Source organism: Streptomyces sp. NPDC002144 (assembly GCF_053593695.1).
On the sequence record NZ_JBSFDB010000030.1, the window covers coordinates 37,235 to 56,245 of the forward strand.

Below are 19,011 nucleotides of genomic sequence, written 5' to 3' on the forward strand. Positions count from 1 at the left end.
TGTGGTGTCTAGATCCGCAGGAGTTGGAGTTCCGCCAGGGAGGGCGGGGCGCGGGCGCCGTCCGGGGCCGTCCGGGCGTACGGGCAGGGGATGTCGGCACGCGCGGGGACGGTCACCGGGTCCGGTGTCAGGGCCGGCAGGGTCGGTCCGCCGCTGACCGCCGCCGACGCGCAGGTCTGGTCGGCGTGCTGGAGATGACCGCCGCCGCAGTCGTCGCCCGAGCAGCCGCCGTGCGGGCCGGCCACCACCGACGTGTGCGGGGCGGCGGAGTGCGTCTCCATGCCGCCGCCGGGAGCCAGGGCGTGCATGCCCAGCAGCCCCGCCAGCAGTCCGAGCACAACAAGCGCCCGCCACCCCACGGAGGGTGGCGCACCGCGTTCCTGTGCACGAGCTGTCATGGCGCCTCATGGTACGCAGACGACCCGGCCGCCGTTCATCCCGGTCCGGCCGTCCAGGTGATCCGCGGCGGCACCACCCGCGCGCACAGCGGCAGGCCCCGCTCGTCCGACAGCCCGAGCCTGCCCACCAGCAGCCCCTCGCGCACGGCGGCGTCCAGCACCCCGGCGGGCACGGCGTCCAGCATCAGCTTGGCCCGCCGGAACAGGGTGAACGCTCCGGAGCCGTCGCCCGTACCCCACGACAGATACACAAACCTGCCCCCGGAACGACCTTGTACATAAGGCCCTTTGACATCCGTACCGGCCGCCGAGGCCACCGCGGTGCACTCCAGCGTCCAGCTCACCGACCTGGCGTCACCGGGCTGCACCCCGAGCAGTTCGGCGGCCCGGTCCCGGCGCTGCACCGCGACCCGCACGTCCGAGTACGCCGTGTCGCCGCCCTCGGGACCGCAGGTGCGGCCGGGCAGGTCGAAGCCCTCGATGTGGATGCGCAGACCGGCCGCCATACCGTCACCGCCCCGGTTCGTCAGCTGTGGATGTCCAGTCTGCACCTGTGGACCAGGGGATCCACCCGCCGGACCGCCCCCGCCGCATGGCAGGATCGGGCGCCATGACGGCGTCTGCTGCGGTACGCGCGCTGCGCGCGGGGGTGTTCGCCGCGCTGTGCGTGCTGCTCGCGGCCGGGGGACACGTCCTCGCGACCGGCATGGCGCCGCCGGTGTGGGTGCAGGCCGTCGGTTTCGTGCCCCTGTTCGGTGCCGGGTGTCTGCTGGGCGGCCGGGAGCGGTCCCTGGCGGCGATCGGCGCCGGGACGCTGGTCGCGCAGGGCGGACTGCACCTCGCCTTCGGCGCGCTGCGGCCGCACTCGACGATGCTCATGCACGGCATGCGCATGGACCACACCCACGCCGTGACCCCGCACGCCACCGCCGCGCACGTCGCCGCGGCCCTCGTACTCACCTGGTGGCTCAGGCGCGGCGAGGCCGCCCTGTGGTCGCTGCTGCGCCGGGCCGCCGTCCTGGTGCCGGGCCTGCTGGCCTGGTGGCGGGTGAGCGGCGGTGCGCCGCTGGTGCCGGACGCGCGCGCGGCCGTACGACCGTGTGCCGACGGTCCGCGGCCGCTGCGGCGGCTCCTGCTGCGGCACGCGGTGCAGCGGCGGGGACCGCCGCCCGGGACTCCGTACCCCGAGCGACCCCAACACACCTTTCCCGTACGGAGATTGACTCACCCATGTCCCGAGTACGCATCACGCTGCGCCGCGCCGGCGCCGTCACCGCCCTGACCGCCGCGGGCCTGCTCGCCGCGGCCGGTGCCGCCTCCGCGCACGTCACCGTCCACCCCGAGAGTTACGCCAAGGGCGCCACCGACGGCCTGCTGACCTTCCGCGTCCCCAACGAGGAGGACACCGCGTCCACCACGAAGGTGCAGGTCTTCCTGCCCACCGACCATCCCGTCCTGGGCGTCCTCGTCTCCCCGCAGGACGGCTGGACCCCCAAGGTCACCACCACCAAGCTGAAGACGCCGGTGAAGACCGACGACGGCACCATCACCGACGCCGTCTCGGAGATCACCTGGACCGGCGGGAAGATCGCGGCCGGCCAGTACGAGGACTTCAACGTCGCCTTCGGGCAACTTCCGGAAGACACCGGCCAGTTGACCTTCAAGGCGCTGCAGACGTACTCCGACGGCAAGACGGTCCGCTGGATCGAGGCGGCGGCCTCCGGCGACGAGGAGCCGGAGAACCCGGCGCCGGTGCTCAAGCTGACCGCCAAGGGCACCGACGAGGGCGCGAGCAGCACGACGCCGCTGCCGGCCACCTCGAAGAGCTCCACCGGCACCAAGGCGACGGCGTCGAGCAGTGACTCCACCGCACGCGGACTGGGCATCGCCGGGCTGGTCGTCGGTGTACTGGGGCTCGGCGCGGCGGGGTTCGCGCTGGCCCGCGGCCGTAACGGCGGAACGCCGGCCGAGTAGCGGACGCGAGGGGCGGGGGTCCACGGGCCCCCGCCCCGGCACGGCTCTCTCAGCGGCGCAGCCCGCGGACCAGCCCCGCCGCGACGCCCGCGACGCCGACTCCCGCGCCGGCCAGCGCCAGCGCCTTCCCCGTCCGCCCGGGCGCGGCCGGACGGACGTCCCGCCCCACTCCGTACGCGCTCCCGAACGCCCCGCCGGGCAGGGCGGACGCCAGCAACTCGGCGACGTGCACCGCCTCATGGCCGCCGCTGTCCAGTTCATGCACCTGCGTGCGGCAGCTGAAGCCGTCCGCGAGCACCACGGTCGACGCGTCCTCCTCCCGCAGCCGAGGCAGCAGCACCCGCTCGGCGCAGGCCTCGCTCACCTCCAGGTGCCCCCGCTCGAACCCGAAGTTGCCGGCCAGCCCGCAGCACCCCGACTCCAGCTGCTCGACGTCGACCCCGGCCCGCCGCAGCAGCTCCTGGTCGGCCTCCCAGCCCAGCACCGCGTGCTGATGGCAGTGCACCTGCGCCACGGCCCGCGCCGACCGGTCCGGCACATGCGGCGGCTCGTACCCGGGGGAGTGCTCGGTCAGCAGCTCAGCGAGCGTCACCGTCTGGTCGCTCAGCCGCCGTACGTCCCGGTCGCCGGGGAACAGCTCGCCCATGTCGGACCGGAACACGGTGGTACAGCTCGGCTCCAGCCCGACCACCAGCCCGCCCGCCCGGACATGTCCGGCCAGATGCCGCACGGTACGGCTCAACACCCGCTCGGCGATGTCGAGTTGGCCGGTGGAGATCCAGGTCAGGCCGCAGCACAGCGGTTCATTCGGCAGCTCGACCCGCCAGCCCGCGCGCTCCAGCAGCTCCACGGCGGCCTGACCGATGTGCGGGTGGAAGAAGTTGGTGAAGGTGTCCGGCCAGAGCATCACGCTGCCGCGCGCCCCGTCGCCGTACGTCTCCCGGCGGCCCGCGAACCACTGCTGCAGGGTCCGACCCGCGAACAGCGGAAGTTCGCGGTCCTCGACCCCGGCGAGCGCGACGGCCGCCTTCGACAGCGGCGGGGTGTGGGTGAGCGCGTTGACGACCGGTCCGAGCCGGGTGCGGCCGACGACCTGGGCGAGGGCCGGCAGCCAGCCCATGGACAGGTCGGAGCGCGGCCGCCGCCAGGGCCGGCCCTCGTAGTGGTGGGAGAGGAACTCCGCCTTGTAGGTGGCCATGTCGACGTCGGCCGGGCAGTCCTTCTTGCAGCCCTTGCAGGCCAGGCACAGATCGAGCGCGTCGTGCACCGCCTCGGACCGCCAGCCGTCCCGCAGCGCGCTGTCGCCGTGCCCGTCGAGCATCTCGAACAGCAGCCGGGCCCGTCCGCGCGTGGAGTGCTCCTCCTCCCGGGTGACCTGGTAGGAGGGGCACATCACCGATCCGCCCTTGTTGCTCAGCTGCCGGCACTTGCCCACGCCCACGCACCGGTTGGCGGCCTCGGCGAAGGAGTTGCCGTCGTCGGGGAAGCGGAAGTGCAGCTCGCGCGGGTCGTACGGGGCCCAGTGACTGCCCAGACGCAGGTTCTCGTCGAGCTTGTACGGCGCCACGAGCTTCCCGGGGTTCATCCGGTCCAGCGGGTCGAAGACGGCCTTCAACTGCCCGAAGGCGGCGACCAGTTCGTCCCCGAACATGCGCGGCAGCAGCTCGCCCCGGCTCTGCCCGTCCCCGTGCTCACCGGAGAGCGAACCGCCGAACTCCACGACCAGATCGGCCGCCCGCTCCATGAACCGGCGGTAGTCGGCCACCCCGTCCGCGGTGTACAGATCGAAGGGGATACGGGTGTGCACACAGCCCTGCCCGAAGTGCCCGTACAGACTGGGCCCGACGTCGCTGAGGTAGCCGAACTCCTCGAACAGGCGCAGCAGTCGGCGCAGGTACTCGCCGAGCCGGTCCGTCGGCACCGCCGAGTCCTCCCAGCCCTCGAAGGTGTCGGGGTGCTCGGGGACGTGCGCGGTGGCCCCCAGTCCGGCCTCCCGCACCTGCCACAACTGGTCCTCGTGCGTGGGGTCGTCCAGGAAGGCGACATCGGGTTCGTGCTCGGACTCGTGCAGCCCGTCCAGCATCCGGTGCGCCCGCTCGTCGACCTCCTCATGGGTGTCGCCGCCGAACTGCACCATCAAGTAGGCATTGCCCCGGGGGAGTTCGGCGAGGGCCTTCTGGTTGAGGCCCTTGATCCGCTCGTCCTTGATCAGCCTCGCGTCGACACCCTCCAGCGCGATCGGCTCGTACGGCAGGATCGCCGGGACGGCGTCGGCGGCCACGGAGATTTCCGGGAACCCGAGCACCACCAGCGTGCGTTCCTTCACCACGGGCACCAGTTCCAGCTCCGCCCGCAGGACGGTGACCAGCGTCGACTCGCTGCCGACGAGCAGGCCGGCGACGTCGAAGCCGTACTCGGGCAGCAGCGAGTCCAGGTTGTAGCCGGAGACCCGGCGCGGGATGTCCGGGAAGCGCCGGCGGATCTCGTCGCCGTAGCGGTCGCGCAGCGCGCGCAGCCGCCGGTAGACCGCGGCCCGCAGATCGCCCTGCCGCTCGATCTCGGCGTACTCCTCGTCGCTGGTCTCGCCGCACCAGAAGCGGGTGCCGTCGTAGAGCAGCACCTCCAGGCGGGCGATGTTGTCGACGACCTTGCCGTGCGCCTGCGCGGTGGCGCCGCAGGAGTTGTTGCCGATCATGCCGCCGAGGGTGCAGTTGGCGTGGGTGGCGGGCTCGGGGCCGTAGCGCAGGCCGGTCGGGGCGAGTTGCCGGTTGAGCTCGTCGAGGACGATGCCGGGCTGGACGACACAGGTGCGGGCGTCCGTGTCGACTGACTCCAGGCGGTTGCAGTACTTGGTCCAGTCGATCACCACGGCCGTGTTGGTGCACTGCCCGGCGAGGCTGGTGCCGCCGCCGCGTGACAGCACGGGCGCGTCGTGCTCGCGCGCCACGGCCACCGCCTCGGCGGCCGCCTCGGGGGTACGGGGCACCACCACGCCGATCGGGATCTGCCGGAAGTTGGAGGCGTCGGTGGAGTAGGCGGCCCGGCTGCCGGCGTCGAAGCGGACCTCTCCGTCGACCCGTTCCCGCAGCGCGGCCTCGAGCCTCGACGCGTCGACCGGCGGCGCCGCCCCTCCACGTCGTACGACAGGTTCGGGCAGGTCCAACGCGGCCATGGAGCCCTCCTTCGCTCGGCCCGGCGGCAGATGACGGGACCGCCGGGTACCCAGGCGGTGGAGCCGTCACCCGCGCGCGGGTGATCAGGAAGGGCGGTTTTACGGTGTCTTGGGCTCCTCGGCGAGTTCGGGGATCAGCCCGCACATCGCGTCCCGCTGGTCCGGGCCCATGACGTGGCTGAGGGCCCGAGCGACCGTCGAGGCGAGCACGCCGGAAGCCTCCTCCAGCAGGCCGCGCGCCTTCTCGGTGAGAGCGACCTCGATGCCCCGCTTGTCGCCGCAGACCGACTTGCGGGTGACCAGTCCGGCGTGCTGGAGGCAGGCGATCTGGTAGGTGAGCCGGGTCTTGGGGCGGCCCAGGAGTTCCGCGACGCGGGTCATGCGCAGACCGGTCCTGGGGTGCTCGGCGAGCAGGCACAGGATCAGGAACTCGTCGTGGGAGACGTCGAGCCGGTCCTTCACGACGGACCGCAGTTCCTGCTCCACCGCACCCATCGCCGCCAGCATCACCATCCAGGCGCGCAGCTCCCGGGGCAGGAGTCCGCCGCCCTGCGCGGACGGACATTCGGGCAGGTCGGTGGAGTGCTCCTCGGGGTCGGCCATGCCAACGAGTCTACCTGTTGTTCAATTTTGGACGGGATGGTTGTCCGAATTTGGATTATGGGCTAGCGTGCAGTCATCCAATTTTGAATCACCTCAGTTGTGAGTAAGTCCCCCCGCTCCCTGGAGAAGATCATGACCGTCGCCGTCGAAACCGGACTGTGGCAGCTGGACGCCGCTGCCTCCACCGTCGCCCTGCGCCACAAGACGATGTGGAACCTCGTCACCGTCAAGGGCACCTTCACCGGTGTCGGCGGCCAGGGTGAGGTGAAGGCCGACGGCTCCGCCACGGGCACCATCACCCTGGACGCCGCCTCCCTCGACACCAAGAACAAGAAGCGCGACGAGCACCTGCGCTCCGCCGACTTCTTCGACGTCGACAACCACCCCGAGATCACCTTCGCGGTCCGCAGCGCCGAACTGCGCTCCGGCGACACGGTCGAGGTCACCGGCCAGCTGACCGTGCGCGGCATCAGCCGCCCGCAGACGGTCACCGCCCGCTTGGCCGGCCAGGACGCCGACGCGCTGACGCTGGACGCGGAGTTCACCGTGGACCGCGCCGAGTTCGGCCTGGGCTGGAACCAGATGGGCATGATCCGCGGCCTGACCACCGTCACCGCCACGCTCCGCTTCGTGCGCGCGGGAGCCTGACGACCGTCAGCCCTTCTTGCCGGTGTGCGTGGAGAAGCTCTTCGCCGCCAGTCGGACGTCCATGCTGGACAGCGTCTGCGGCGTGGGCGTGAAGACCCGCACACGCACCCGGGTGTGCCGCCCCGGCACGGTGAACTTCCCCTTGGGCGGGCGGAGTTCGTACCGTGCCGTGGCGTGCGCCGACAGCGTGGCCGGCCCGCTCGTGACCGACCAGAACTGGCGCATGCCCTGGCCGGTGGTGACCATGAAGTGCGGTACGAGAGCGCTGTCGTCGGTGTTGGTGACCTGCAGCGACAGCCGGGTGACCACCTTCGGGGACGCCCGGCGCACCGAGGTGACGTCCATTCGCAGCGGCGGCTTCCCGGTGACCGCCACGACCGCGGACACCAGCGCCGGGGTGACGACCAGCGCCGCCGCCACGCCCAGCGCCGTACGCCGCCTCGGGCCGGTGAGCGGACGCGGACGCGGCTGCCAGGCGCCGGTGAACTCGGCCGGCGGCGCGGTGACGGCGGCCGCGAGCCACAGCGGCGTCATCATCAGGTAGTAGCCGTCCTGGGACCGGGTCGCCAGGAAGAACGCGCACCAGGGCAGCACCGTCGCCGCGGGTCCCAGCCGCCGCGGGAACAGCACCAGCAGCGCGAGCAGTCCCGCGGCCAACAGCAGGCTCGCGTGGGAGTACCAGTCGAGCCTGTCGCTGCCGTTGGTGAAGTACAGCGAGACGTCTACGAGTCCCTGCCCGTGCAGGGTCGCCCCCTGGATCAGCGGCAGCGCGATGCCCTTGATCCAGGTGCCGGGCTCGCTCACGACGAAGTACGTGTTGATCAGCAGCCACACCAGCGCGGCGATGCCCGCGATCCGCAGCACCACCAGCGCCGCCGCGCGCCCGCCCAGCTCGCCCCGGCGCACCGCGTAGATCCCGGCCAGCAGGAACGGCGCGAGGAACCACGGCAGTTGCTGGGCCGCGCAGGCGGCACCCAGGCAGACGGCCCGGGCCACCCCGGGCGTCCCGAGCCGGCCGCCCCGCCCGATCCGCGGCCAGCGCACCACCACCGGTATCAGCAGGGCCAGCGCGGTGATCGCCGGGTAGCCGAGGCGGCCGTAGTTCGGCAGCAGCCCGAAGCCGAGGCACACCATGGTCGCCGCCGGCCGCCACTGCGCGGGCAGCATCCGCCACAGGGCGATCGTGCCGAGGACCAGCGCGCCCGTGCTCACCGCCGTCGCCGGGGCGCCGCCGTGGCCCAGGAACAGCAGGGGCGCGGTCAGCAGCGGGCTCAGCGGGGGATAGCCGTACGTGAAGTCGTAGCCGCCGGTGACCGTCGGGGTCAGGGCGATGCCGTGGGTGAAGAGCCAGGGCCAGGGCTGTCCGTAGATCGGGTGCCCGGCGACCAGTTCCCTCGCGGCCTGCGTGGTCAGGACCGCCTCGTCGCTGCCGCCGTGGTCCATGACCCAGGCGCACAGGGCGAGCGTCACCGCGGTCACCAGCACCACCAGGTCCAGCCGGGCGAGCGAACGCGTCCGGCGCACGACGAGCGCCAGCACCCCGCAGACCAGGATCGACGCGTAGCACGCCGATATCACCGCGGCCACGAGGGGACGATGGCTCGCCGCCGACGTCCAGACGTTGCGGGTGCCGATGAAGAGACTGATGTCGGCGAGAAGGGTCAGGACCCGGTGCCACTGCGCGGGGGGTTCCGGTGCGGCGGACACCGCCGACTGCGTCCGCCGGCCGGGTGTCACCTGTCGTGTTTCTGCCAAGTGCACATCGGGGACGGTAGTCGCGCCGAGTGAGCGGTACGTGGCCGGACGTGAAGAGTCCGGTGTGAGGGGGGTAAGACCAGGTATGCCTGGCTCGATGTGACCCTTGTGACGGTCGCGGACCGTGTCGCTGTTCGGCCGAACGGGTGACTTGCCGTAAGAATTGGCCAGTGCAATCAGTGAAGGCGAGTCAGTTCGGGGGGAGCCGGTGAACAGTCACGACGTCACCGATGAGCAGTGGGAAGGGCTCGCCCAGGTGGTGCCGTTGCGGGGACGCGACGCCTGGCCGTCCTCGGTCGGGCACCGGGCGCTGCCCGACGCGGTCACGGAGACCCGGCGCCGCTTCGTCGTCCTGCGCGTCAACGTCTTCGCCGACGCACGCGACGTCGCCGAGACCCTGATGGCCGGTGTCCCCGTCCTGCTCGACCTCAGCGGCGCCGAGAGCGAGGTCGCCAAGCGCGTCCTGGACTTCAGCACCGGAGTGGTGTTCGGCCTGGCCAGCAAGATGCACCGGGTCGACCGCAACGTCTTCCTGCTGACACCGTCGGGCACCGAGGTGACGGGCCTGATGGAGGGGGCGGGGGTGTCGGGCGGCTGAGCGTGCGGGGGCGGTCGGAACGCGCGGGCGGCTGGGCGTGCAGGGGTGGTCGGGCCGCGTGGGCGGCTGGGCGCGCGGGGCCGTCGGACCGCCGGGGTCACATCACGTCACGACGGTCCCCCGATCGTAGGAAGCCCGTCACGGCCAAACGGTTCGCCGGTGGAGCGGAGTCCTACGGTCCGGACATGAGCGTGTCATCGCAACCACGGTCCACGACCGCGTCCTCCGAGCGCCCCCCGCCGGTCCGCCCCTGCGTCACCGAGGTGCGGCTGTCCGCGTTCGCCGGGCATCGGCGGGCCGGGTTCGGGCTCGGTCCGGTCACCCTGCTCGCCGGGTCCAGCGGGGCCGGGAAGACGACCGCGCTACGGGCGTACGAAGCACTGGCCCGGCTCGGCGGCGGTGCCGCGGTCGACGAGGTCTTCCTCGACGCGAGTGCCTGCGTACCCGACCGCGCCCGGCCCGACGCCCAGCGCCGCCGGGGCTTCCGCATCGGCTGTACGGCCGACGGTCCCGAGGGCCCGGTCCGGCTCGACGTCGCCGTACAGGCCGAGCCCGAACTGCGCATCGTGGGCGAGCGGTTGACGTCCGGCGGGCTGGTGCTGCTGGAGACCGCGCTGCGCGATCCCGCCCGCCGCTGCGTGCAGGCCGCGTGGCACACGGCCGGTTCGGCGCCGGTGACCCGCGCCCCGCTGCCCGACGACCGGCTCGGCACGACGCTGCTCCCGCTGCGGGTGGCCGGCAAGACCGACGGACAGCGCCGGGTGCTCGCCGCCGCCGAACAGATGGTGGTCGCCCTCCGCTCCGTCTTCGCCTGCGACCCGCGCCCCGGCCGCATGCGGTCCCCGGTGCCGATGGGCTCCGGCCGGCTCCTCGGCGGCTGCGACAACCTCGCCGACGTCCTGTGGCGCACCCGCACCGAGTGCGGCCGCCGCCACGCCCTGCTCGTCGCGGCGGCGGGCGCGGGGTGTGCCGGGCCGGTGACCGACGTGCTCGCCGAACCGCTCGGCGACGGCACGGTCCGGGGCCTGCTGGACCGGGGTGACGGTTTCCGGACGCCCTTCGCCCGTCTGGGCGACGGCGAGTTGCGGTACCTCGCCCATGCCCTGGTCCTGCTGACCGGCCCCGGCGTGCTGGAGGTGGACCCGGCCGGCGAGGTGCCCGCCGCGATGCAGACGCTCACCGTGCTCGCCGACGCCTTCGACCGGTCCCTGGACCCGCGCCAGCGCCGCGAGCTGACGGACCTCGCGGTGCGGATGGGCGCCCGCGGCCACATCCGGTTCGTGGCCGCGGTCGCCGACGCGTCCTGGGCGCAGGGGACGGACGGGGTCACAGTGGTAGACCTGGATCCGTGAACGAACCTCTTGATGTGGCGAGACTGCAGCGCAGACTGGCCGAGTTCGCGGCGGCGCGGGGCTGGCAGCCGTACCACACCCCCAAGAACCTCGTCACCGCGCTCAGTGTCGAGGCCTCTGAACTGGTCGAGATCTTCCAGTGGTTGACGCCTGAGGAGTCCGCACGCGTGATGGACGACCCGGACACGGCCCACCGGGTGCGGGACGAAGTGGCCGACGTGCTCGCCTACTTGCTCCAGCTGTGCGAGGTCCTCGGCGTCGACCCGCTCGCCGCGCTGGACGCGAAGATCGACCGCAACGAGCGGAGGTTCCCGGCGCCGTAAGGAGCCGCACGCTCCGTTTTTACTCTCCGGAGTCAAAATCTGCTTCGAAACCGATTCGTTGTCCACAGATTTCCGCCTTCCTCTGGCTTTTCGTCCCGGACGCCTTCACTCTGGGTAGTGGATAACGGAGTTCGGGCAGACGTGTGGGCAGCGCGTGGAGACGGACGGGGGCAGCGCATGGACGCTGTGCGGCTCATCGTGACGAGCAGGCGGGCGCTGGCGGTGGGCGGCGACGCGCCCGAGATCCTGACGGAGGTGTGGCAGGCGCAGGCTCTCGCTCAGGCGATAGGCAGCCGCCTCGCGGTCGCCGGACCACCCGAACTACGGGGCGAGGCGCTGGGGTTGACGGAGCTGGCGGGCCGCGGCTGCGGGGTCCTGGACGAGCCCCGGCTGGCTCCAGGGGACCTCCGCGCGGCCCAGCTGACGGAACTGGGCGACGCCCGCCAGGCCCTCAGCTACCTCGGCGGCCTGCTCGGCGAGGTGGGCATCGCCCTGGTGGGCCTCGCCTGCGCGGCGAACGACGAGGGCACGTACTGGCAGTGCATGGAGGCCATCGACGCGGCGGACGAGTCCAGGGACCGAGTCCGCGAGATGCTCCGCAAACTGACGGACGGGGAGCAACGACTACCGGAGAGAGAAGCCGGCTAGGCCGGTTCGGGAAGCAGGCGCGCTGTGCGGCACCGGGCCTCTGACCGCCCGACCGGAGCCGTGGGAGCGCGCGGGGTAAGGGCGGAGGCGGCAGCTGGTTGACCGGTCACCACCGGGACCGCCGACGCGTGCTCCGGCGCGGACCGCCGGGCGCAGGCGCCGGGCGGTCCGACTCCGCTGCGGCCGACGATCACCAAAGGCGCCGGTCACTGGCGCGGACAACCCCCGTGCACGGCGTTCACGCGATTTCACCCGACCGGGGACCGGTGCTCCGGGAGGGACCGATGGGGCGGACCGGCACCGACAGGTGCAGGATGAACGCATGGACCTCCGTATCTTCACCGAGCCCCAGCAAGGGGCCGACTACGACACCCTGCTCGCCGTGGCGAAGGCCACCGAAGACCTAGGGTTCGACGCCTTCTTCCGCTCCGACCACTACCTGAAGATGGGCGACGTCGACGGCCTCCCCGGCCCCACCGACGCCTGGATCACCCTCGCCGGCCTGGCCCGCGAGACCCGCCGCATCCGCCTCGGCACCCTCATGACGGCCGGCACCTTCCGCCTCCCCGGCGTGCTCGCCATCCAGGTCGCCCAGGTCGACCAGATGTCCGGCGGCCGAGTCGAACTCGGCCTGGGCGCGGGCTGGTTCGAGGAGGAGCACAAGGCGTACGGCATCCCGTTCCCGAAGGAGAAGCACGGCCGCCTGGAGGAGCAGCTCGAGATCGTCACCGGCCTGTGGCGGACGAAGCTCGGCGACACCTTCGACTTCCACGGCACGTACTACGACCTCACCGACTCGCCGGCCCTTCCCAAGCCCGCCCAGGAGAAGATCCCGGTCCTGATCGGCGGCCACGGCCCCACCCGCACCCCCCGGCTCGCCGCCCGCTTCGCCGACGAGTTCAACATGCCGTTCGCCTCCGTCGAGGACAGCGAGCGCCAGTTCGCCCGCGTCCGCACCGCCGCCGAGGAGGCCGGCCGCAAGGGCGACGACCTCGTCTACTCCAACGCCCTCGTCGTCTGCGTCGGCAAGGACGACCAGGAGGTCGCCCGTCGCGCCGCCGCCATCGGCCGCGAGGTCGACGAACTCAAGGCCAACGGTCTGGCGGGCTCCCCGGCCGAGGTCGTCGACAAGATCGGCCGCTACGCCGAGGTCGGCGCCCGCCGCGTCTACCTCCAGATCCTCGACCTGCACGACCTGGACCACCTGGAGCTGATCTCCGCGCAGGTGCAGTCACAGTTGACCCAGGAACAATCGCCCCAGGAATAATCGCCCCAGGAACAATCGACCCAGGAATAAACGAAGGCGCCGGTCGGACCGCCTGTGCGAAGGTGAGACCGTCGTCCTGCCGAGCCCCCAGGATCACCCTTCCTGGGGGCTCTCGTGCGTACGGCACCCGAATCGTCCACCCGTCGGAGAGTCTCCGCATGTTCCTGACCATCACCACCACCGGCACTCCCGAACGCCCCGCGACCGACCTCGGCCACCTGCTGCACAAGCACCCCGACAAGGCGCAGGCGTTCTCCACCTCCTACGGCACGGCGCACGTCCTCTACCCCGAGGCCGATACGCAGCGCTGCACGGCGGCCCTGCTGCTCGAGGTGGACGCGGTGGCCCTGGTCCGGCGGGGCAAGGGCAAGGGACGCGGCGGAGCCCCCGACGCGGCACTCGCGCAGTACGTCAACGACCGCCCCTACGCGGCCTCCTCACTGCTCGCCGTGGCGCTCAGCGGCGTCTTCTCCAGCGCGATGAAGGGCGCCTGCCACGCCCGCCCCGAACTGCCGGACCGGGCACGGCCCCTGCGCATCGAGATACCCGCACTCCCCGCCCGCGGCGGCCCAGGTCTCGTACAGCGTCTCTTCGAGCCGCTGGGCTGGACCGTCACCGCCGAACCGGTCGCGCTGGACAGCGAGTTCCCCGAGTGGGGCGACTCGCGGTACGTGCGGCTCGTCCTGGAGTCCGAGGCGCTGACCCTCGCCGAGGCGCTGCGTCATCTCTATGTCCTGCTCCCCGTCCTCGACGACGCCAAGCACTACTGGGTGTCCGCGGACGAGGTCGACAAGCTGCTGCGGGCCGGCGAGGGCTGGCTGCCCGGGCACCCGGAGCAGAGGCTGATCACCAGCCGTTATCTGTCCCGCCGTTGGTCGCTGACCCGGCAGGCGATGGAGCGGCTGGAGCTGGTGCGGCTCGCGGAGGCCGACGACAGCGAGGTCGAGGACATCGACAACGCGGTCGAGGAGGAGACCGGGACGGAGGAGAAGCCGACGCCGCTCGCGGTGCGGCGCCGGGACGCGATCATCGAGGTGCTGCAGACGTCCGGCGCCGCGCGCGTGCTCGATCTCGGCTGCGGACAGGGCCAGTTGGTGCAGGCGCTGCTCAAGGACGCGCGGTTCACCGAGATCGTCGGCGTCGACGTGTCGATGCGCGCCCTGACCATCGCCTCCCGACGGCTGAAGCTGGACCGCATGGGGGAGCGGCAGGCCTCGCGCGTCAAGCTCTTCCAGGGCTCGCTCGCCTACACCGACAACCGGCTCAAGGGGTACGACGCCGCCGTGCTCAGCGAGGTGATCGAGCACCTCGACCTGCCCCGGCTGCCCGCGCTGGTGTACGCGGTGTTCGGCGCGGCCCGTCCCCGCACGGTCCTGGTGACCACCCCGAACGTCGAGTACAACGTCCGCTGGGAGTCCCTCCCCGCGGGCCATGTGCGCCACGGCGACCACCGCTTCGAGTGGACCCGCGAGGAGTTCCGCGCCTGGGCGGGCGCCGTGGCCGAACGGCACGGCTACGACGTGGAGTTCGTGCCGGTGGGCCCGGACGACCCGGAGGTCGGGCCGCCCACCCAGATGGCCGTGTTCAGGATGACCACCGAGAAGGAGGCGAAGGCGGCATGACCGAGACAGCAACCGGCAGGGCACGGGTCCTCCCCGTCACCGACCTCTCCCTCGTCGTCCTCGTCGGCGCCTCCGGCTCCGGCAAGTCGACCTTCGCCCGTCGGCACTTCAAGCCGACCGAGGTGATCTCCTCAGACTTCTGCCGCGGCCTGGTCTCCGACGACGAGAACGACCAGAGCGCGACCAAGGACGCCTTCGACGTCCTGCACTACATCGCCGGCAAACGCCTGGCCGCCGGCCGCCGTACGGTGGTCGACGCGACCAGCGTGCAGCAGGACGCCCGCCGCCAGCTGATCGACCTGGCCAAGCAGTACGACGTCCTGCCCATCGCCATCGTCCTGGACGTCCCGGAGGAGGTCTGCGCCGAGCGCAACGCGGCCCGTACCGACCGGGCCGACATGCCGCGCCGGGTCATCCAGCGTCACATCCGCGAACTGCGCCGCTCCGTTCGTCACTTGGAGCGCGAGGGCTTCCGCAAGGTGCACGTCCTGCGCGGGGTGGAGGACATCGAGAACGCCACCGTCGTCACCGAGAAGCGCTTCAACGACCTGACCCACCTCACCGGCCCCTTCGACATCATCGGCGACATCCACGGCTGTGCCTCGGAACTGGAGTCGCTGCTGGGCAAGTTGGGTTACACCGACGGCGTCCACCCGGAGGGCCGTACGGCCGTCTTCGTCGGCGACCTCGTCGACCGCGGCCCGGACAGCCCGGGCGTGCTGCGCCGTGTGATGGCGATGGTGAAGTCGGGCAACGCCCTGTGCGTGCCGGGCAACCACGAGAACAAGTACGGCCGCTACCTCAAGGGCCGCAAGGTCCAGCACACCCACGGCCTCGCCGAGACCGTCGAGCAGATGGAGGGCCAGAGCGAGGAGTTCGTCGCCGAGGTGCGGGAGTTCATCGACTCCCTCGTCAGCCACTACGTCCTCGACGGCGGCCGGCTCGTCGTCTGCCACGCCGGTCTGCCCGAGAAGTACCACGGCCGCACCTCCGGCCGGGTCCGCTCGCACGCGCTGTACGGCGACACCACCGGCGAGACCGACGAGTTCGGGCTGCCGGTGCGCTACCCGTGGGCGGAGGACTACCGGGGCCGCGCGGCCGTCGTCTACGGCCACACCCCGGTCCCGGAGGCCACCTGGCTCAACAACACCATCTGCCTGGACACCGGCGCCGTCTTCGGCGGCAAGCTGACCGCGCTGCGCTGGCCGGAGCGCGAGCTGGTCGACGTACCCGCCGAGCGGGTCTGGTACGAGCCGGCGCGACCGCTGCGGACCGAGGCGCCCGGCGGGCAGGACGGCCGGCCGCTCGACCTCAACGACGTGCACGGGCGCCGGATCGTGGAGACCCGGCACTCGGGGCGGGTCTCGGTCCGTGAGGAGAACGCGGCCGCGGCCCTGGAGGTCATGAGCCGTTTCGCGGTGGACCCGCGGCTGCTGCCGTACCTGCCGCCGACCATGGCGCCGACGGCGACCAGCCACGTGGAGGGCTACCTGGAGCACCCGGCCGAGGCGTTCGCGCAGTACGCGGTGGACGGGGTCGAGCGGGTCGTGTGCGAGGAGAAGCACATGGGTTCGCGAGCGGTGGCCCTGGTGTGCCGGGACGCGGAGGCGGCGCGCAAGCGGTTCGGTGTCGACGGCACGACGGGTTCGCTGTACACCCGCACCGGACGGCCGTTCTTCGACGACCCGTCGGTGACGGAGGAGATCCTGGGCCGCGTCCGCACGTCCGTCACCGCAGCCGGCCTCTGGAGCGAACTCGACACGGACTGGCTCCTGTTGGACGCCGAGCTGATGCCGTGGTCGCTGAAGGCGTCCGGTCTGCTTCGCTCGCAGTACGCGGCCGTCGGTGCCGCGTCCGGCGCGGTGTTCCCGGGGGCGCTGGCCGCCCTGGAGGGCGCTGCGGCGCGGGGCGTCGAGGTGGCCGGCCTGCTGGACCGCCAGCGTGAACGTGCCTCGAACGCGGCCGCGTTCACGGAGGCGTACCGGCGCTACTGCTGGACCACCGACGGCCTGGACGGTGTACGGCTGGCCCCCTTCCAGATCCTCGCCGTCCAGGGCCGCAGCCTCGCCGCGCTCCCGCACGACGGGCAACTGGCCCTGCTGGACCGGATGGTGGAGCACGACGGCACCGGTCTGCTGCAGACCACCCGACGGCTGTACGTCGACACCGGTGACCCGGAGTCGGTACGGGCCGGTGTCGACTGGTGGCTGGAGATGACGGGCCGCGGCGGCGAGGGCATGGTCGTCAAACCGCTCGGCGCGCTGGTGCGCAGCAGCGAGGGCCGGCTGGTGCAGCCCGGCATCAAGTGCCGGGGCCGCGAGTACCTGCGGATCATCTACGGCCCGGAGTACACGCGCCCCGACAACCTGGCCCGTCTGCGCACCCGTTTCCTCAACCACAAGCGGTCGCTGGCGATCCGCGAGTACGCCCTGGGCCTGGAGGCCCTGGACCGCCTCGCGGAGGGCGAGCCGCTGTGGCGGGTGCACGAGGCGGTGTTCGGGGTGCTGGCCCTGGAGTCGGAGCCGGTGGACCCGCGGCTGTGAGTACGGCCGGCTCCGGCACCCCGCGGACGGGGGTGCCGGAGCCGGACCGGTCCTAGCCGACCAGCCGCAGCCGCTCCCCGCACACCCCCACCCGCACCGACTGCCCCCACGTCAGCTCCAGGGCGTCCGTCTCCATCCCGTCTCCGAAGGCGATCAGGCGTTCGGACTCGACGGTGAGACGGAGGCGGGCGGTGCTCGAGAGGGTGCCGGCGACGAGGGTCGTGCCGGTGGCGGGGGAGGGCCAGGCCTCGCGGACGAACCACAGCAGGCGGTCCTCGGTGGGGTGGGGCAGCTCCAGCGCGGCCCCCCGCTCCTGCCACACCGAGCGGAGCCAGCCCGTCGCCCCGGTCCCCGTCCCCACCAGCACCCCGGACGAAGCCTGGGCCTCGACGACACCCCCGTCGTTCTCGAGGCCCAGGCGGTATCTGGCCGTCTGGTGTCCGGCGGCGCCCAGGTAGATCTCGTTCAGCGCGACCAGGCGCTGTGTGTCGTCGGCGACCGCCTCGACCATCGTGAGCTCGTCGACGCCGGTGCCGGACGCGTGCGCGGCGGGCAGCAGGGCGGCCGCGTCGGTGGGCCGGTGCCGTACCAGAACGCCCGGGTTGCGCCCCGGGTCCGTGTCGATGCCGATCACCGGCTGTCCGGCGAGGTACTTGGCGGCGTTCGCCACCAGTCCGTCCTGGCCGACGACCACCACGACGTCCTCCGGCGCGAACAGGAAGCGGTCCAGGTCGGCCCGCTCCACCCTGCTCTGACGCCAGGCCAGCGGGATCGCCGCGGTGACGTCGGCCAGTGCCCGGCGGGTGCGGCGGTGCCGTTCGGCGACCTCCTCGATGTCCCGGCCCCGGGAGGAGAGGAAGAAGGCGGCCTGCCCGTGGGTGCCGTGGTGGGCCACCAACTCCTCGTATTCCGTGGTGCGATGGACGAGGACGACGCGCGGCGCGAGGCTCACGCCGGGTCCCCGCCGGCCAGCCTGGCCAGCAACCCCGTCAGCACGTCCGGCGAGATCGTCACGCTGTCGATGCGGGGCAGGTTCTCCGCGAGCCGTGTTCCGGTGAGGGCGTGCAGGGTCGCCACGTCCACCTCGGAGTGCACCCGCAGCCAGGCCGCCTGGGCCTGCGCCCGGGACTCACCGACCTCGCGCGCTCCCTCGGCCTCCGCACGGGCCAGCCGCAGGGACCGGACAGCCTCCGCCTCCGCGAGCCGCTCGGTCCGCCGTGCCTCGGCGTCCGCCAGCCGCACGGACCGCTCGGCCTCCGCCTCCGCCAGCTTCACCGTGCGCGCCGCCTCGGCCTGGGCCCGTACCGAGTCCGCCGCCGCGTGCTCCTCCGCCTCCCGCCGGGCGTTCGTACCGCGCTGCTCGACCAACTGCTCCTCGCGGCGGGCGAGTTCGATCTGGCTGGCCAGTTCGTTCTCGGCGATCGCGCGCTCCCGCTCGACGGCCACCGCCCGCCGCTCGTACGTCGCCCGGTCCGCCTCCTGCTGGATCTGCTCGCGGGCGGGGGTGCGCAGCGCCCGCTCCACCTCCGGCTCCGGCCGCAGCGCGACGACGCGCACGGCGACCACCTCGACGCCGGTCGCCGGGAGACGGGGTTCGGCCGTGAGGCCGGCCGCGACCCGCTCCCGCACCGCCGTCACCCCGTCGACCAGCGCCGACGACAGCGACGTACGGGCGAGGACGTCCAGGGCGTGCTGCTGTGCCGTCTCCGTCAGGAGGGTGCCGAGCTGCTCCAGCGGAGTCCCGCGCCACACGCCCGTGTCCGGGTCGACGGAGAAGTCGAGCCGGGCCGCGGCGAGCGCCGGGTCGCTGATCCGGTAGGTCACCGTCGCCTGCACCGCGACGTCCTGGAAGTCGGACGTACGGGCATGGAAGGTCATCGCCAACTCCCGGTCGTCGACCGGCACTTCGGACAGGGCCGCGGTCAGCGCGCGGAACCAGAAGCTGAGCCCCGGCCCGTCGTGCAGCAGCTTGCCGCCCTTGTGGTGCCGGATGTGCGCCGTCGGCGCGCCCCGGAGATGGCGCCAGCCAAGGCGCCGGGTGATGTCGGCCATCGGACCCCCTTCTTTTCGTCTCTTAGACGATAATCCGGAGAGCCGATTATCGTCAA

The 19,011-nt window shown here is 72.4% G+C and carries 17 protein-coding genes; 10 read left to right on the forward strand and 7 right to left on the reverse strand.

Annotated elements, in window-relative coordinates; genetic code table 11:
* Positions 1 to 8 precede the first annotated feature (8 nt).
* Both ACWCQ1_RS35595 and ACWCQ1_RS35600 read right to left on the reverse strand, forming a co-directional pair.
* Positions 9 to 398: a DUF6153 family protein gene (locus tag ACWCQ1_RS35595; RefSeq protein WP_358598787.1), complete on the reverse strand. Its 390-nt coding sequence runs from the start codon at positions 396 to 398 to the stop codon at positions 9 to 11.
* A 35-nt stretch (positions 399 to 433) separates the two neighbouring features.
* On the reverse strand, positions 434 to 904 hold the full coding sequence (locus tag ACWCQ1_RS35600; protein ID WP_451028221.1) for a DUF5990 family protein: 471 nt from the start codon (positions 902 to 904) through the stop codon (positions 434 to 436).
* Positions 905 to 1,008: 104 nt separating this feature from the next.
* Between ACWCQ1_RS35600 and ACWCQ1_RS35605 the strand changes: the two genes are divergently transcribed.
* A complete protein-coding gene (locus ACWCQ1_RS35605) occupies positions 1,009 to 1,680 on the forward strand; it encodes a hypothetical protein (RefSeq protein WP_451028222.1) in 672 nt (223 codons plus the stop codon).
* Entirely contained in the window at positions 1,629 to 2,372 is a 744-nt protein-coding gene (locus tag ACWCQ1_RS35610) for a YcnI family protein (protein WP_451028223.1), read from the forward strand. Before ACWCQ1_RS35605 ends, ACWCQ1_RS35610 begins: the two co-directional genes overlap by 52 nt.
* A 49-nt stretch (positions 2,373 to 2,421) precedes the next feature.
* Here the strand turns inward: ACWCQ1_RS35610 and ACWCQ1_RS35615 are convergent, their stop codons facing one another.
* Together ACWCQ1_RS35615 and ACWCQ1_RS35620 are read right to left on the reverse strand one after the other, a co-directional pair.
* Complete coding sequence (locus tag ACWCQ1_RS35615) at positions 2,422 to 5,544, reverse strand: FAD-binding and (Fe-S)-binding domain-containing protein (protein ID WP_451028224.1); 3,123 nt, start codon at positions 5,542 to 5,544, stop codon at positions 2,422 to 2,424.
* 99 nt (positions 5,545 to 5,643) lie between these two features.
* Positions 5,644 to 6,147, reverse strand: a complete 504-nt coding sequence (locus ACWCQ1_RS35620) for a MarR family winged helix-turn-helix transcriptional regulator (protein ID WP_133046092.1) — start codon at positions 6,145 to 6,147, stop codon at positions 5,644 to 5,646.
* 132 nt (positions 6,148 to 6,279) lie between these two features.
* Here ACWCQ1_RS35620 and ACWCQ1_RS35625 point away from each other — a divergent pair, with 132 nt between their 5' ends.
* Positions 6,280 to 6,795 (forward strand): YceI family protein, encoded by a 516-nt coding sequence (locus ACWCQ1_RS35625; RefSeq protein WP_133046216.1) that lies wholly within the window; start codon positions 6,280 to 6,282, stop codon positions 6,793 to 6,795.
* Between the two features lie 6 nt (positions 6,796 to 6,801).
* Here the strand turns inward: ACWCQ1_RS35625 and ACWCQ1_RS35630 are convergent, their stop codons facing one another.
* Complete coding sequence (locus tag ACWCQ1_RS35630; protein WP_451028225.1) at positions 6,802 to 8,502, reverse strand: hypothetical protein; 1,701 nt, start codon at positions 8,500 to 8,502, stop codon at positions 6,802 to 6,804.
* A gap of 256 nt (positions 8,503 to 8,758) precedes the next feature.
* On the opposite strand from ACWCQ1_RS35630, the gene ACWCQ1_RS35635 reads away from it, so the two are divergent.
* The 7 genes from ACWCQ1_RS35635 to ACWCQ1_RS35665 all read left to right on the forward strand — a co-directional run bounded on the left by ACWCQ1_RS35635 (position 8,759) and on the right by ACWCQ1_RS35665 (position 16,903).
* The gene (locus ACWCQ1_RS35635; RefSeq protein ID WP_133046090.1) at positions 8,759 to 9,148 is read left to right on the forward strand and encodes a cell division protein SepF; all 390 of its coding nucleotides are present in this window, start codon (positions 8,759 to 8,761) and stop codon (positions 9,146 to 9,148) included.
* 185 nt (positions 9,149 to 9,333) lie between these two features.
* A complete protein-coding gene (locus tag ACWCQ1_RS35640) occupies positions 9,334 to 10,500 on the forward strand; it encodes an AAA family ATPase (protein WP_358598768.1) in 1,167 nt (388 codons plus the stop codon).
* On the forward strand, positions 10,497 to 10,823 hold the full coding sequence (locus tag ACWCQ1_RS35645; RefSeq protein ID WP_451028226.1) for a nucleotide pyrophosphohydrolase: 327 nt from the start codon (positions 10,497 to 10,499) through the stop codon (positions 10,821 to 10,823). The genes ACWCQ1_RS35640 and ACWCQ1_RS35645 overlap by 4 nt, the downstream gene beginning before the upstream one ends.
* A gap of 177 nt (positions 10,824 to 11,000) precedes the next feature.
* Positions 11,001 to 11,471 (forward strand): DUF6099 family protein, encoded by a 471-nt coding sequence (locus tag ACWCQ1_RS35650; RefSeq protein WP_133046087.1) that lies wholly within the window; start codon positions 11,001 to 11,003, stop codon positions 11,469 to 11,471.
* 322 nt (positions 11,472 to 11,793) lie between these two features.
* Positions 11,794 to 12,738 carry an LLM class F420-dependent oxidoreductase gene (locus ACWCQ1_RS35655; protein WP_358598765.1) on the forward strand — a complete coding sequence of 315 codons (945 nt, stop codon included), beginning with the start codon at positions 11,794 to 11,796 and terminating at the stop codon, positions 12,736 to 12,738.
* Between the two features lie 158 nt (positions 12,739 to 12,896).
* On the forward strand, positions 12,897 to 14,360 hold the full coding sequence (locus tag ACWCQ1_RS35660) for a 3' terminal RNA ribose 2'-O-methyltransferase Hen1 (protein ID WP_451028227.1): 1,464 nt from the start codon (positions 12,897 to 12,899) through the stop codon (positions 14,358 to 14,360).
* Positions 14,357 to 16,903 (forward strand): polynucleotide kinase-phosphatase, encoded by a 2,547-nt coding sequence (locus ACWCQ1_RS35665; RefSeq protein ID WP_358598759.1) that lies wholly within the window; start codon positions 14,357 to 14,359, stop codon positions 16,901 to 16,903. The genes ACWCQ1_RS35660 and ACWCQ1_RS35665 overlap by 4 nt, the downstream gene beginning before the upstream one ends.
* 52 nt (positions 16,904 to 16,955) lie before the next feature.
* On the opposite strand, the gene ACWCQ1_RS35670 is transcribed toward ACWCQ1_RS35665, so the two are convergent.
* The gene (locus ACWCQ1_RS35670; RefSeq protein ID WP_451028228.1) at positions 16,956 to 17,855 is read right to left on the reverse strand and encodes a hypothetical protein; all 900 of its coding nucleotides are present in this window, start codon (positions 17,853 to 17,855) and stop codon (positions 16,956 to 16,958) included.
* Positions 17,852 to 18,955: an SPFH domain-containing protein gene (locus tag ACWCQ1_RS35675; protein ID WP_358598753.1), complete on the reverse strand. Its 1,104-nt coding sequence runs from the start codon at positions 18,953 to 18,955 to the stop codon at positions 17,852 to 17,854. The genes ACWCQ1_RS35670 and ACWCQ1_RS35675 overlap by 4 nt, the downstream gene beginning before the upstream one ends.
* Positions 18,956 to 19,011: the final 56 nt, after the last annotated feature.